The organism is Ruegeria sp. BHSA118 (assembly GCF_059613405.1).
On sequence record NZ_JBXWSM010000023.1, the window covers coordinates 1 to 13,855 of the forward strand.

Here is a 13,855-nt window from a genome sequence, read left to right on the forward strand (position 1 = left end):
TGCGGCGAGGATTATCTGAACCGTATCTCGGGGCCCCTGATGGACAGGTTCGACCTGCGGATCGAAGTTCCGCCTGTGGGCTTCACCGATCTTGATCTGCCCCCATCCGGCGACAGCTCGGCGACAGTTGCCGCACGGGTTGAAAACGCCCGCGCCATACAGGCAGAACGGTTTCGGGGAATGCCGGACCTGCGGCAGAATTCCGACGCCGAAGGCAAGGTTCTGGAACAGATCGCAACACCCGATGCCGAGGGAAAAGCGGTTTTGCTGAAGGCAGCCGATCGGTTCGGCCTCTCTGCCCGTGCCTTTCACCGCATTCTGAGGGTGGCGCGGACGATCGCCGACCTGGACGGTTCAACCGACGTCCGCAGGCCACATGTTGCAGAGGCGCTGAGCTTTCGCATCAGCGCCCGGGTCATGGCTTAGACCTTGGCTTCAATCGCCTGCCAGATCTTTTCGGCGATATTCACGCCGTCGAACCGTTCCAGCTCCTGAATACCGGTGGGCGAGGTCACGTTGATCTCGGTGAGATAGTCGCCAATAATGTCGATCCCGACAAAAATCTGACCTTTCTCCTTCAACAGCGGTCCGATGGCGGCGCAGATCTCCAGATCACGCTCTGACAACCCGATCTTTTCCGGGCGTCCGCCCACATGCATGTTTGACCGCGTTTCGCCCGCGGCCGGCACCCGGTTGATGGCGCCAACCGGTTCACCATCCACCAGGATCACCCGCTTGTCGCCATTGCTGACATCCGGCAGGAATTTCTGCACGATCAGAGGCTCGCGCGAGAACCCCGTGAACAGCTCGTGCAGAGAGGTCAGGTTGCGGTCATTGGCATCCAATCGGAACACGCCCGCACCGCCATTGCCATAAAGCGGCTTGAGGATGATATCGCCGTGCTTTTCCTTGAACGCCTTGATCGTTTTTATGTCACGGGCAATCGTTGTCGGCGGCGTCAGGTCAGGGAAATCCAAAACCAGCAGTTTTTCAGGATAGTTCCGCACCCAGAACGGGTCGTTGACCACCAGCGTTTGCCCTTTCAGGCGGTCCAGCAGATGGGTGGACGTGATGTAATGCATGTCAAAGGGCGGATCCTGACGCAGCCAGACCACGTCGAAATCGGCCAGGTCAACTTCACGTTCAGGGCTCAGGGCCGCCGGATCGCCGGCGACCCGCTGCACTGTCATGTCATGGCCGCGCGCCGTGATACGACCTTCCTGATAGGCCAGCTGATCCGGCCCATAGAAAAACAACGAATGACCGCGTGCCTGCGCCTCTTCCGCCAGACGGAATGAGCTGTCGGCGTTGATGTCCACGGCCCCGATCGGGTCCATTTGAAAGGCGATTTTCATGGCGTGTCCCTCAGTTTCACGCAAGATACATGGCCCAGCAGGCCTGAGGGTTCAATGGGGCTTAGGCGTGGCCGAAGGCGTTTTCGATGATTTGAACCGCGCCGGTGCTATCTACAAGTGCCGCGTCAAAGCGGACATTGGTCAATTGCCCACCCGGTTCGTTTTCCAGAAACTGCGCGGCCGAGGCACAGATTCGGTCAATTTGTCTTTGGCTGATCCGGGCGGCAGCCTTTTCGAAACTGGAGCTTTTCTTGACCTCGATGAACACAAGCCCGTCGCCGTCCCGCGCAATCAGATCGATTTCACCACCGGCACCCCGCCACCGGCGATGCGCAATTGCAAACCCCCGGCGCTCGTAGTCCGAGGCGACCCGAAGCTCGGCCGACTGCCCCGCCTGATAGGAAACCGAGCCCTGAATTGCACGCCGCCCCATGTCATCCCTTTCCCAGTTTCAGAGCTTTCTGGTATATCGGACGCCGCGGCAGATCATACATTTCTGACACAAGATCCGCTGCGTCCCTGACCGAGTGGGTTTCCAAAGCTCGCTTCAAAGCCTCTTCTACGTCGGATTCGTTAACACTTTGCGAATGGCCGCGGTCCACCAGCAGAACCACTTCGCCCTTCACCGGGTTTGCCTGAATTTCTGCTGCCAAATCGGCCAGTCTTCCACGGCGGATTTCTTCGAATTTTTTCGTCAGTTCACGACACAAAGTCGCCTGACGGTCTGCCCCCAGGCAATCCGCAAGATCCGCAAGGCTGGCCGAGACGCGTTTCGGGGATTCATAGAACACCAAGGTGCCTGGTATGTTTTTCAACGCCTCGATCCGGGTCCGGCGTGCGCCGGATGCGTTGGGCAAGAAACCTGCGAAAAAGAACGAATCCGTTGGCAGGCCAGCCAGGGTCAGCGCCGTTATGGCGGCGGATGCCCCGGGCGCACAGGTCACCATATGCCCGGCTTCGGCTGCCTGCTTGCCCAGATCATATCCCGGATCAGCGATCAGTGGCATACCCGCCTCGGATGCATAGGCGACCGATTGCCCCTGTGCCAGGGCATCCATAAGCCTGCCACGCGCCCCGGCGCCGCTGTGATCATGGTAGGCCTGGATATGCCGACCCTCCAGGGGGATACCATGGATTTCCATCAACCGCCGCAGGCTCCGGGTGTCCTCTGCCGCTATCACATCGGCCGAGGCCAGAACATCAAGCGCCCTGAGCGTAATATCGCGCGCGGTTCCGATCGGAGTGGCAACAAAATACAGGCCCGCAGCCAATCTGATCTTTTGGAAATTCAAAGCTGGACCCTCACAGCGTGACGTTTATTATCGCGGCGCAACAGAACAGAAGCATTCACAGCCGCCGGATCAGGGAGTTTTCATTTAGATGTTTACCGTTTGCAAGCCCGTAAGCAAGCTGGCGAAAGCCGCCATTGCCCTGACGACCGCAGCGTTTCTGGCTGCATGTGAGCCCGGCGGTATTGGAGGCGGGCCTTCGATCAATACGTCGAATCCTGTTCCGGTTGCTTTGCTGGTTCCCCGCTCGGGCGACGCCGCGCTGGCGCAGAGCCTTGAGAATGCGGCCCGTATGGCGATGTCCGATCTGCCCAACGTCAAAATCGATCTGCGTGTTTACGATACCGCAGGAAACCCGACCACGGCGACGGCGGTGGCGCAGCAAGCCGTTGCCGAAGGCGCCAAGATCATCGTCGGCCCTGTCTACGCCCAGGCGGCAAACGCTGCCGGACTGGCCGTGCTGAACAAGAACGTGAATGTTCTTTCGTTCTCGAACAACACCAGCATTGCGGGTGGCAACGTATTCGTACTTGGACCGACCTTTGAAAACACCGCCAATCGGCTGGTCAATTACGCGGGTCGGCAAGGCAAAACCAACACGGTCATCGTGCACAGCAATGATGCCGCGGGGCAAGTGGGGCAAGCCGCCATCGCCAGTGCGCTGGCAAACAGCCGGGTCAACAACGCGGGAACGGTCGGATACGACCGGTCGCAACAGGGTGTCATCAACTCGGTTCCCACCATCAAGGCCACCGTTGATTCGACAGGGGCGGACTCGATTTTCATGACGGCAACGACAGCGGGTGCCTTGCCACTTTTCTCGCAATTGCTGCCTGAGGCAGGCGTTTCTCCGACGACGACACAATTCATCGGTCTGACCCGTTGGGATATCCCCCCGCAAACCCTGGAGCTGCCGGGCGTGCAAGGGGGCTGGTTCGCCCTGCCCGACCCGTCCAAGGCCCAAGCCTATCGTCAACGGTACAACGCAACTTATGGCGAAGCGCCTCATCCGATCAGCGGTCTGGCCTATGACGGAATAGCGGCGATTGGTGCTTTGGTCAGCCAGGGCAAATCCGATGCGCTGACCGCTGCGGCCCTGACGCAAAATGCCGGTTTCCAGGGTGTTGGCGGCATCTTCCGTCTGCGCCCGAACGGCACCAATGAACGCGGCCTTGCCGTAGCGACGATTCAGAATAAACAGGTGGTTGTGATTGACCCTGCCCCGCAAAGCTTCTCTGGTGCCGGTTTCTGAGCGATCGGGCGAGACCATGGCGCCGGATGGCGCATTGATTTGCCCTGCCGAAAACATCTTTGACAGCGTCAGCGTCAATGATGCGCTGGCCGAGGTGTTCGAGACCTGCTCTGACAACAGCAAAATGCGCTCTGAAACAGTGCGCATTCTGCGCGACGCTCAGAAAGCGGGTCGCAAAGCCATTGCCGATGCCTTCAGCGAGCGTCCGTTCGACGCGCGCGCGCTGACCCGTTCCTATACCTACCTGACGGACCAGCTGGTCGGAACTGCGATGCTGGTCTCCGGCACGCGCCTGCATCCGCTTGCTACGCCGACACAAGGTGAAAAGATCGCCGTACTGGCCGTTGGCGGGTACGGTCGCGGTGAAATGGCGCCGTTTTCGGATGTCGATCTGCTGTTTCTGACCCCCTATAAAATCACCGCCTGGGCCGAGAGCGTCATCGAATCGATGCTTTATATCCTTTGGGATCTCAGGCTTAAGGTCGGGCATTCCTCGCGCACGATCAAAGACTGTCTTCGGCTGGGCGCCGAGGATTTCACGATCCGCACGGCAATGCTTGAACAGCGTTATCTGGCGGGCGACAAGGCGCTGGCCGACGAGCTTGAGCGACGCCTGAAAACCGATCTGTTCAAGGGAACCGAGCGGGAATTCATCGAAGCCAAACTGAACGAACGAGATGAGCGGCACCTGAAACAGGGTGAACGCTACAAGGTCGAACCCAATGTGAAAGAGGGCAAAGGGGGGTTGCGCGACCTCCAATCCCTCTACTGGATCGCAAAGTACATCTATGGCGTTCAGGACGTGGCCGAGCTTGTGCCTTTGGGTCTGTTCACCCCGGAAGAATTCAAGACCTTCGTTCAGGCCGAAGAATTTCTTTGGGCCGTTCGTTCGCATCTGCATCTGGTGACGGGGCGCGCCACCGAGCAGCTAACCTTTGACATGCAGGTCGAGGTTGCCGCGCGCATGGGCTATGAGGATCACGCCGGTCGCCGGGCGGTCGAGGTGTTCATGCAACGCTATTTCCGCGAGGCCACGCGTGTGGGCGAGTTGACGCGGATTTTTCTGACGAAGCTTGAAGCGCTGCACGTGAAAGGCGCACCATTGCTGGAGCGTATTTTCCGCAGACGCCGGCGGATCAAAGCGGGATACCGGGTTGTGCACGGTCGTCTGGACGTAACGGACCCTGATAAATTTCTTTCGGACAAGGTAAACCTTCTGCGCCTGTTCGAAGAAGGCTTGCGAACAGGAATGCTGATCCATCCGGATGCCATGCGTCTGGTGGCGGCAAATCTGCATTTGATCGACGACGAAATGCGCAATGACAAAGAGGCGCGGCGCATCTTTCTGGACCTGATGCTGAAACACGGCAACCCAGAGCGTGCCTTGCGGCGGATGAACGAACTGGGTGTACTGTCCGCCTTCCTGCCCGAGTTCGAGCCCATCGTGGCCATGATGCAGTTCAACATGTACCACAGCTATACGGTGGACGAGCATACCATCCAGTGTATCGTGAACCTGGCCCAGATCGAACGCGGAGAGTTGATTGAATCGCTGCCTCTTGCCTCTTCGATTCTGAAAGGTGGGGTCAATCGCAAGGTGCTGTATGTCGCCCTGTTGCTGCATGATATCGCGAAGGGGCGACCCGAGGATCACTCGATCCTTGGCGCACAGATCGCGCGCAAGGTGGCGCCACGACTGGGCCTGAACAAGGCAGATTCGGAAACGGTCGAATGGCTGGTGCGCTATCACCTGCTCATGTCCGACATGGCACAGAAACGTGACGTTTCAGACCCCCGCACAGTGCGTGATTTCGCCAAGGCGGTTCAAACGGTCAAACGGCTGGATCTGTTGACCGTTCTGACCGTTTGCGACATTCGCGGCGTGGGACCGAACACCTGGAACAACTGGAAAGCCACGCTGTTGCGTGCCCTTCACGCCGAAACCAAGCGCGCGCTGGAAACCGGGATGGAGGACCTCAACCGCGCCAATCGCGGCGCCGAGGCAAAAAAGGCCCTGCGCACCGAACTGGCGGCTTGGTCCAAGGCCGACCTCAAGTCCGAGACCGGGCGCCACTACGACCCGTATTGGCAGGGTCTCAATCTGGCCACTCATGTCGAGTTTGCGAACATGCTGCGTGCGCTGGAACAAAGCGGCGACCCCGGCGCAATGGAAATCCGCCTGCAACCGGACGAGGATCGCGACGCAACCCGAGCCTGTTTTGCGATGGGCGATCACCCCGGTATCTTTGCCCGCATTGCCGGCGCGCTGGCCCTGGTCGGCGCGAATGTCGTGGATGCGCGCAGCTATACAACCAAAGACGGCTATGTCACCGATGCATTCTGGATTCAGGACGCCGAAGGGCACCCGTTTGAAGCCTCGCGCCTGCCACGCCTCACGCAGATGATCCACAAGACACTACGCGGCGAAGTGGTTGCGAAGGAGGCGTTGAAATCACGCGACAAGATCAAGAAACGCGAGCGTGCCTTCAACGTTCCAACGCATATCACCTTCGACAATGACGGCTCTGAAATATACACGATCATCGAAGTGGACACCCGCGACCGTCCGGGTCTGTTGTTCGATCTGACCCGGACCCTCGCCGCAGCGAATGTTTACATCGCAAATGCCGTGATCGCGACCTATGGCGAACAGGTGGTCGATACGTTTTACGTCAAGGATATGTTCGGCTTGAAATATCATTCGGAAAGCAAGCAACGTGGGCTCGAGAACAAGCTGCGCAAGGCGATCACCGAAGGCGCCGAGCGTGCGGCCTCATGAAGCAAATTCGATTGTTTTCAGGCCTGTTCACGGTCGGCTTTTGGACGCTGGCCAGTCGAATACTGGGGTTTCTGCGGGAAATTCTGCTGACAGCCTTCATCGGTCCCGGGCCGGTGATGGATGCTTTCGTTGCGGCCTTTCGCCTGCCGAACATGTTCCGCCGCTTTTTCGCCGAAGGCGCGTTTAACGCAGCCTTTGTGCCCATGTTCTCGAAACGGCTGGAAGCGGACGAGAACCCCCAGGGGTTCGCGCAGGATGCGTTCAATCTGCTGGCCGTGGCCGTTCTGGCGCTGGTCGGGCTGGCCATGGTTTTCATGCCGGGCCTGGTGTGGTTGACAGCCGAAGGGTTCCATGGGGATGAACGTTTCGATTTGGCCGTCGACTATGGCTATGTCGTGTTCCCGTATATCCTTTTCATGTCCTTGGCAGCGTTGTTTTCGGGGGTATTGAACGCCACCGGCAGGTTCGCAGCGGCCGCAGCGGCACCTGTTTTGCTGAACATCTTTGCCTGCACCGCGCTGATCGCCGGGGCAATCTCCGGCGGTGAGGTGATACGATGGCTGATCTGGGTCATTCCCGTCGCCGGCGTCGCACAGCTGGTGCTGGTCTGGGTGGCGACCGAGCGTGCCGGTATCCGCATCCGCCCCGGCCTGCCCCACCTGACGCCCGAGATGCGCCGGATGGTCCGCATCGCGGTTCCGGCCGCCTTGGCCATGGGGGTTACGCAGGTCAATCTGGTGGTCGGACAACTGGTTGCGTCAAAGACCGAAAAGGCCGTGAGTTGGCTGTTTGCCGCAGATCGCCTGTACCAACTGCCTTTGGGCGTCGTCGGAATCGCCATTGGCATTGTCCTGCTGCCCGACCTGTCCCGCCGCCTGCGCGCCGACGACAAGGAAGGGGCCCGCAACGCGTTTTCCCGCGCCGGGGAATTTATGCTGCTGTTGACACTGCCCTCGACCGCGGCGTTCCTGATCATCCCGAACCCGCTGGTTTCGGTGCTGTTCGAACGGGGACAGTTCAGCCCCGAGGATACCGCTGCGACAGCGCTGGCGGTCGCGATCTATGGCATCGGTCTGCCTGCATTCATGCTGCAAAAACTGCTGCAACCACTTTTCTTCGCACGCGAGGATACGCGTTCCCCGTTCCGCTATGCGGTGGTCGCAATGGTCGTGAACGCGGCACTGGCGTTTGGCCTTTTCCCGCTGGTGGGTTGGATCGCCCCTGCAATTGCCGCGTCAACTGCCGGCTGGGCCATGGTTGTTCTTCTGGCGATCGGCGCACGTCGCATGGGCGAAGAAGCGCGTTTCGATGACCGTTTCAGGGCACGTGCAGGCAGGATCGTTCTGTCCTCGGTCGGCATGGGCGCGGTTTTGTTTGCGTTGACCCACTTCTTAGGTTGGACGTTGGACATTCCCGGCTGGCGCTATCTTGCGCTTTTGGGCCTGATCGTGGTCGCCGCCGTCTCGTATTTCTGTCTTGGTCATATCCTGGGAGCGTTCAAATTGTCAGAGTTCAAACGCGCCTTGCGGCGTTCCTGATCAATCGCGGCGGATGCGCCCGACGATCCGGGCCCAGGCCCCCGGCGCCACCAGAAATGATAGGCCAAAGCCGGTGGCAAACCCGCCCAGATCGGCGACCCATTCCGCGTTTCCGCCGAAGATCAGACCAAACAGGAACTGAATGCCCATCAGAACGGCGATCAGTTGGAACGCCCTTGCCTGATTTGCCCCCACAAGTGACAGTTTGCGCCACAACAACCACGTGAAGGCTCCGATCAGGCCATAAACAGGTGGAAACCCTCCGATCAGGGGATAGCGCGGGTCCAGCAAAACGGCATAACTCAACGCGCCGCCAATCCCCGAGACGACGAAGATCAGCAGCATGGGGACACCACCAAAAACCTCACCAACCATTTTTCCCATCGCCAGAACGAAGACACAGACAAAAATCGCCTGTGTGAAATTGGCGGATACAAAGGGATAAGTCACGAACCGGACCAGATGTTCGAACGGCCAACGCCCGTTTAGCACCATCCAATCGAAAATATCCGCCGAGAAGGCATAGTGCTGTATCGCGTCCAGACGCCAGCCCACGGCCGCCGGCCCTCCGATCAGGCCGCGCGATCCCAGCGTGAACGCCAGTTCGACGCCGATGATGAACAGAACCAGCGCCACCACAACGGGCGGCAACGGGTTAACGGCGGGAGTGTAATGCTCACTGCTCATTGGGCTGGCCTTTCGCGGCTGTTGACGTCCCTTTGCCTCATGGGTAAGCGACGGGGGCTGATTTTTCCAGACAGGAGTTCCCTTTGATGACCGAGACCCAGTTCACGCCGCGCGTGTTTTCCGGCATCCAGCCTTCTGGCGGGCTGACCCTGGGCAACTATCTGGGCGCGATGAAGCGCTTTGTGGATATGCAGGGTGCAGATTTTCAAACCATCTATTGCATGGTCGACCTGCATGCGATCACCACTTGGCAGGACCCCGCGGCACTGACCCACAATACGCGTGAGCTGTGCGCGGGCTTCATTGCAGCTGGCATCGATCCGGAACAATCCATCCTGTTCAACCAAAGCCAGGTGCCGGAACATGCGCAGCTTGGCTGGGTCTTCAACTGCGTCGCCCGCATGGGCTGGATGCAGCGGATGACCCAGTGGAAAGACAAGGCGGGCAAAAACCAGCAGAATGCCTCGTTGGGCCTGTTTGCCTACCCATCCTTGATGGCTGCGGACATCCTGATCTATCACGCAACCCATGTGCCGGTCGGGGAAGACCAGAAACAGCATCTTGAGCTGACCCGCGACATCGCCATCAAGTTCAACAATGATTTCGGCGTCGGTTTCTTCCCCATCACCGAGCCGGTGATCGAAGGTGCGGCCACACGGGTCATGAGCCTGAGGGACGGATCCAAGAAGATGTCGAAATCCGACCCTTCTGATATGAGCCGGATCAACCTGACGGATGACGCCGAAGCGATTGCCAAGAAAATCCGCAAAGCCAAGACCGACCCCGATGCGTTGCCGTCAGAAGCCGAAGGGCTGGAGGACCGCCCCGAGGCGCGTAACCTGGTCAATATCTACGCGGCCCTGAACGACCAAAGCGTCGAGCAGGTTCTGGCCGAGGTCGGCGGCAGGCAGTTCGGTGAATTCAAACCGATGCTGGCCGATCTGGCAGTGGCGAAACTGGCTCCGATCTCGACCGAAATGTCACGTCTGATGGGGGATCAGGCCGAGATTGACCGGATACTGGCCCGCGGTGCCGAGCGCGCGCGTGAAATCGCTGCTCCGATCCTGCAAAAGACCTACGAAATCGTTGGCATGGTCGGCGCTGCATCACGCTGATTGCGCTGGACCTTCGCCTGACGCCCTCCTAGGGTTTGCCTGAATCAAAGGAGGGCGTCATGGCAACCGGCACGAACATCCGGACCTATTTTCAAGGCCAATGGCATGAGGGGGACGCACCCATCATGCGCGCGGCGGATCATGGCGCTTGGCTGGGATCTTCGGTCTTTGACGGCGCGCGGTATTTTGACGGCGTGGCCCCGGATCTGGAGGCCCATTGCGCGCGGGTGAACCGGTCAGCCGAAGCCTTGATGCTGACGCCGACCATGACGACGGAACAGATGGTCGAGTTGGTACGCGAAGGGTTGCAGGCCTACAGCCCGGACACGGCCGTCTACATTCGCCCGATGTACTGGGGGATCGACGGTGACAGCACGGCAATAGTCCCGCTGGAAAACAGCACCGGTTTTGCCATCTGCCTGGAAGAAATCCCAATGGCCCCCGAAACCGCGTCGGCCACTCTGTCGACCACGCGCTTCCGCCGCCCGGTTCTGGAAAGCGCGGTCGTAAACGCCAAGGCGGGGTGCCTATACCCCAATAACGCCCGCATGCTGCAAGAGGCGCGTTCGAAAGGCTTTTCCAACGCTTTGGTGGCCGATGCGATGGGGCATGTGGCGGAAACGGCGACGGCTAACATCTTCATGGTGAAGGATGGCGAAGTCTTTACTCCGATCCCGAACGGAACCTTCCTGGCAGGCATTACCCGAGCACGGCATATCAAAAACCTGCGCGCGGATGGTGTGAAGGTCCACGAAACGGTTCTGAGCTTCGAGGATTTCCACGAGGCCGACGAGGTCTTCATGTCCGGCAACATGAGCAAGGTCACACCGGTAACAGCGCTGGAGGACACGCAGTTTCAGGTGGGCCCTGTTGCTCGCCGTGCCCGCGCGCTCTATTGGGATTGGGCTGCGGGTGAACGCTAGTTCAATGCCCCAGGCATGCCCGAGTTGCCAGCGCGCGATCAGTCGGGCATGATCCCGGAAACCTAAAGAGGATACCCATGCGTAAGTTCCTAGTCGTTCTGGATGACAGCCGCGAATGCCTGAACGCGATGCGGTTTGCCGCGATGCGGGCAGCCCATACCGGAGGTGGTGTGACTGTCCTTTCCGTCATCCCGCCTGACGAGTTCAATCACTGGATCGGTGTGGCCGAAACCATGCGTGAAGAAGCCCGCGAACGTATCCACGCGCATTTCGAAGTGTTTGCCAAATGGATGCGGGACAAGCAGAACGTGGAACCTGAACTGGCCATTCGCGAAGGCGATCCCGTGCCAGAGATCATCGAACATGTTCAGTCCGATCCCGAGATTGGTGTTCTTGTTCTTGGGGCGGGGACCGACAAGAAAGGTCCTGGTCCGTTGGTGACTCAACTGACAAAGAACTCGGGTAGCCTGCCGATTCCGATCACGATTGTTCCCGGTGATCTGAGCAAAGAGAAACTGGAAGAAATAACCTGAGGAGCGGCGATGGCGAAGACGATACAGTTCTGGTTCGAATTCGCCTCGACCTATTCCTACCTCAGCGCGATGCGAATCGAAGCGGCCGCGCAAGACAAAGGCGTGGCCATTGAATGGCACCCGTTCCTGTTGGGTCCGATTTTCGCGGAACAGGGATGGCGCACCTCACCTTTCAACCTGTATCCGGCCAAAGGCCGGTACATGTGGCGCGATATGGAACGTCTGTGCAAGGCGCGCGGGCTTCCTTTTGCAAAGCCTGATCCGTTTCCGCAGAATTCGCTCAGGGCAGCGCGTCTGGTTCTGGCCATCGAGGATCATCGGGAACGGGCGGCGTTTGTTCGGGCCGTCTTCAGCGCCGAATTCGGCGCCGGACAGAATATCTCGGAGGACAGCGTACTGGCCTCCTGCCTCGACAAAGCAGGGCTGCGCAGCAGCGTGATGAACCGCGCAGGGGACACGGACATAAAACAGGCCCTGTTTGAACAATCTGCCCACGCCAAGGCGCTTGGTCTGTTTGGTGCACCAAGTTTTCTGGCCGGGAAAGAGTTGTTCTGGGGTGATGATCGTCTGGATGACGCGCTCGAACACGCCGCCACAATTTAGAATCGTTCCAAATCTTGACTTCCCGTGCGCCCGCGCGCATATCAGAAGCATATCAGACGGAGCGCCCTCATGTTCATCCAGACCGAATCCACCCCTAATCCGGCCACGTTGAAATTCCTGCCCGGCCAAACGGTGCTGGAAGCTGGAACAGCGGATTTCCCAACTGCGGAAGCGGGCGAAAAATCGCCTCTGGCCAAACGCATTTTTGCGGTCAACGGTGTGACTGGCGTGTTTTTCGGCAATGATTTTGTCACCGTCACCAAATCGGACGACGTACAGTGGGATCACATCAAACCCGCCATTCTTGGCGCAGTGATGGAGCATTATCAATCCGGCCAACCTGTTATGGGCGCAGATTCCGCCGGGGCCTCGGGCCATGCCGAGCACTCTGGTGAGGACGCTGATATCGTCAACCAGATCAAGGATTTGCTGGACAGCCGCGTGCGCCCTGCCGTGGCTCAGGATGGGGGCGACATCACGTTCCACGGGTTTGATCGCGGCGTGGTCTATCTGCACATGCAGGGGGCGTGCGCGGGTTGCCCGTCTTCGACATTGACCCTGAAGATGGGTATCGAAAACCTTCTGCGCCATTACATTCCGGAAGTGACCGAGGTTCGCCCTGTTGCCGTCTAACCCGACGATTCTGGCGTTTGACACATCGGCCGCGCATTGCGCGGCCGCTTTGTTGCGCGAAGGCAAAATCGTGACGTCCCGTGCCGAAGCGATGTCACGCGGACAGGCCGAACGATTGTTTCCGCTGTTGGAAGACGTTCTGGCAGAAACCGGATGTGATTGGGCCGGTTTGGACGCGATCGGCGTTGGGATAGGGCCCGGTAACTTCACCGGCATCCGTATTTCGGTCTCGGCCGCGCGGGGTCTTGCACTTGGGCTTCAGATCCCTGCGGTCGGGGTTTCCGGCTTCGATGCCCTGCGTGAGCTGGCGGAAGACGGGCAGATACCGGCAATCCCTGCCCCGCGCGACCAGGTTTATGTGAAAACGCCCGGTGCCGACCCGTGTCTCTTGCCCCGGGCTAAAGCGGAACTTGGCGGGCCGTTGTTTTCCTGCTCTGACCCTGCCTTGCTGGCACAATGCATCGCCCGGCTGGCCGCGCAGCGCTGGGATCTTACCAGCTTGCCGCCGGCACCTTTGTACGTCAGGCCTGCCGACGCAGCTCCGTCCCGCGATACCCCCCCTGTGCTGCTGAACGAATGACACCGCACGAAATGGCATCGACCCATGCCGCTGCGTTTTCGCAATCGCGCGGCTGGACAGAAGGTGAATTCGCCGCTCTTCTCGAAAACCGCTTTACTCATGCCGTCGGAGATTCCCGGTGCTTTGCACTGTTTCAGGTGATTGCGGACGAAGCCGAGTTGCTGACAATTGCGACCCACCCTTCGTTTCAACGGCGGGGCCTGGCACTTCGACTCATGCAGGAATGGCAGGATCAGGCGATCGTTTTGCAGGCAACGCGTGCCTTTCTGGATGTTGCGGCCGACAACATTGCGGCCATCTCCCTGTACAATCGATGTGGATATCGGCAGTGCGGGCTGCGCAAGGCGTATTATGCACGCGAAACGGGCCAAAAAATTGATGCACTTGTAATGGAATGCCGCCTGCCCCTACGGCAATCGCCCGTTTTTTAGACCATTTGGTCAGAATTCAGTTGACCATGGTGGTTGCAAACCCCCTTAATACCCGCCATCACAACAGTTATGCTCGCTAAAAGTGGGTGAACGGGGCTAATCTGACCCTGTGCCAACAAAATAAAATTGGGAGACTG

Annotated in this window: 15 protein-coding genes; 11 read left to right on the forward strand and 4 right to left on the reverse strand. The window is 59.1% G+C overall.

Annotation, left to right across the window (positions count from 1 at the left end):
* On the forward strand, positions 1–426 hold a 426-nt coding region (locus tag AC2FNN_RS09160; protein ID WP_496758065.1), incomplete at its 5' end, for a magnesium chelatase subunit ChlI family protein.
* Here the strand turns inward: AC2FNN_RS09160 and gshB are convergent.
* From gshB to rsmI, 3 genes are all read right to left on the reverse strand, one after another.
* Entirely contained in the window at positions 423–1,355 is a 933-nt protein-coding gene (gene gshB, locus AC2FNN_RS09165) for a glutathione synthase (RefSeq protein ID WP_496758067.1), read from the reverse strand. The genes AC2FNN_RS09160 and gshB overlap by 4 nt on opposite strands.
* A 61-nt stretch (positions 1,356–1,416) precedes the next feature.
* Entirely contained in the window at positions 1,417–1,788 is a 372-nt protein-coding gene (locus tag AC2FNN_RS09170) for a YraN family protein (RefSeq protein ID WP_496758068.1), read from the reverse strand.
* A 1-nt stretch (position 1,789) separates the two neighbouring features.
* The gene (gene rsmI / locus AC2FNN_RS09175; RefSeq protein ID WP_496758069.1) at positions 1,790–2,647 is read right to left on the reverse strand and encodes a 16S rRNA (cytidine(1402)-2'-O)-methyltransferase; all 858 of its coding nucleotides are present in this window, start codon (positions 2,645–2,647) and stop codon (positions 1,790–1,792) included.
* A gap of 88 nt (positions 2,648–2,735) precedes the next feature.
* Here rsmI and AC2FNN_RS09180 point away from each other — a divergent pair, with 88 nt between their 5' ends.
* Genes AC2FNN_RS09180 through murJ form a run of 3 tightly spaced genes read left to right on the forward strand, consistent with a single transcriptional unit; the run spans position 2,736 to position 8,213 of the window.
* A complete protein-coding gene (locus tag AC2FNN_RS09180; RefSeq protein ID WP_496758070.1) occupies positions 2,736–3,896 on the forward strand; it encodes a penicillin-binding protein activator in 1,161 nt (386 codons plus the stop codon).
* A complete protein-coding gene (locus tag AC2FNN_RS09185; protein WP_496758072.1) occupies positions 3,856–6,675 on the forward strand; it encodes a [protein-PII] uridylyltransferase in 2,820 nt (939 codons plus the stop codon). The genes AC2FNN_RS09180 and AC2FNN_RS09185 overlap by 41 nt, the downstream gene beginning before the upstream one ends.
* Positions 6,672–8,213: a murein biosynthesis integral membrane protein MurJ gene (murJ, locus tag AC2FNN_RS09190; RefSeq protein ID WP_496758073.1), complete on the forward strand. Its 1,542-nt coding sequence runs from the start codon at positions 6,672–6,674 to the stop codon at positions 8,211–8,213. The genes AC2FNN_RS09185 and murJ overlap by 4 nt, the downstream gene beginning before the upstream one ends.
* Here murJ and AC2FNN_RS09195 read toward each other — a convergent pair whose 3' ends face one another.
* The gene (locus tag AC2FNN_RS09195; RefSeq protein WP_496758075.1) at positions 8,214–8,900 is read right to left on the reverse strand and encodes a rhomboid family intramembrane serine protease; all 687 of its coding nucleotides are present in this window, start codon (positions 8,898–8,900) and stop codon (positions 8,214–8,216) included.
* A gap of 86 nt (positions 8,901–8,986) precedes the next feature.
* On the opposite strand from AC2FNN_RS09195, the gene trpS reads away from it, so the two are divergent.
* The 7 genes from trpS (at position 8,987) to AC2FNN_RS09230 (ending at position 13,718) form a co-directional block, all read left to right on the forward strand.
* Positions 8,987–10,015 (forward strand): tryptophan--tRNA ligase, encoded by a 1,029-nt coding sequence (gene trpS / locus AC2FNN_RS09200; protein ID WP_496758077.1) that lies wholly within the window; start codon positions 8,987–8,989, stop codon positions 10,013–10,015.
* Positions 10,016–10,074: 59 nt separating this feature from the next.
* Positions 10,075–10,938, forward strand: coding sequence for a branched-chain amino acid aminotransferase (locus tag AC2FNN_RS09205; protein WP_496758079.1), 864 nt, complete (start codon positions 10,075–10,077; stop codon positions 10,936–10,938).
* A gap of 77 nt (positions 10,939–11,015) precedes the next feature.
* On the forward strand, positions 11,016–11,471 hold the full coding sequence (locus AC2FNN_RS09210; protein ID WP_496758080.1) for a universal stress protein: 456 nt from the start codon (positions 11,016–11,018) through the stop codon (positions 11,469–11,471).
* A 9-nt stretch (positions 11,472–11,480) separates the two neighbouring features.
* Positions 11,481–12,074: a 2-hydroxychromene-2-carboxylate isomerase gene (locus tag AC2FNN_RS09215; protein ID WP_496758082.1), complete on the forward strand. Its 594-nt coding sequence runs from the start codon at positions 11,481–11,483 to the stop codon at positions 12,072–12,074.
* A gap of 69 nt (positions 12,075–12,143) precedes the next feature.
* A complete protein-coding gene (locus tag AC2FNN_RS09220) occupies positions 12,144–12,707 on the forward strand; it encodes a NifU family protein (RefSeq protein ID WP_152456863.1) in 564 nt (187 codons plus the stop codon).
* Positions 12,697–13,287 carry a tRNA (adenosine(37)-N6)-threonylcarbamoyltransferase complex dimerization subunit type 1 TsaB gene (gene tsaB, locus AC2FNN_RS09225; protein ID WP_496758084.1) on the forward strand — a complete coding sequence of 197 codons (591 nt, stop codon included), beginning with the start codon at positions 12,697–12,699 and terminating at the stop codon, positions 13,285–13,287. The genes AC2FNN_RS09220 and tsaB overlap by 11 nt, the downstream gene beginning before the upstream one ends.
* Entirely contained in the window at positions 13,284–13,718 is a 435-nt protein-coding gene (locus AC2FNN_RS09230; protein WP_496758086.1) for a GNAT family N-acetyltransferase, read from the forward strand. The genes tsaB and AC2FNN_RS09230 overlap by 4 nt, the downstream gene beginning before the upstream one ends.
* The last annotated feature ends 137 nt before the right edge of the window (positions 13,719–13,855 follow it).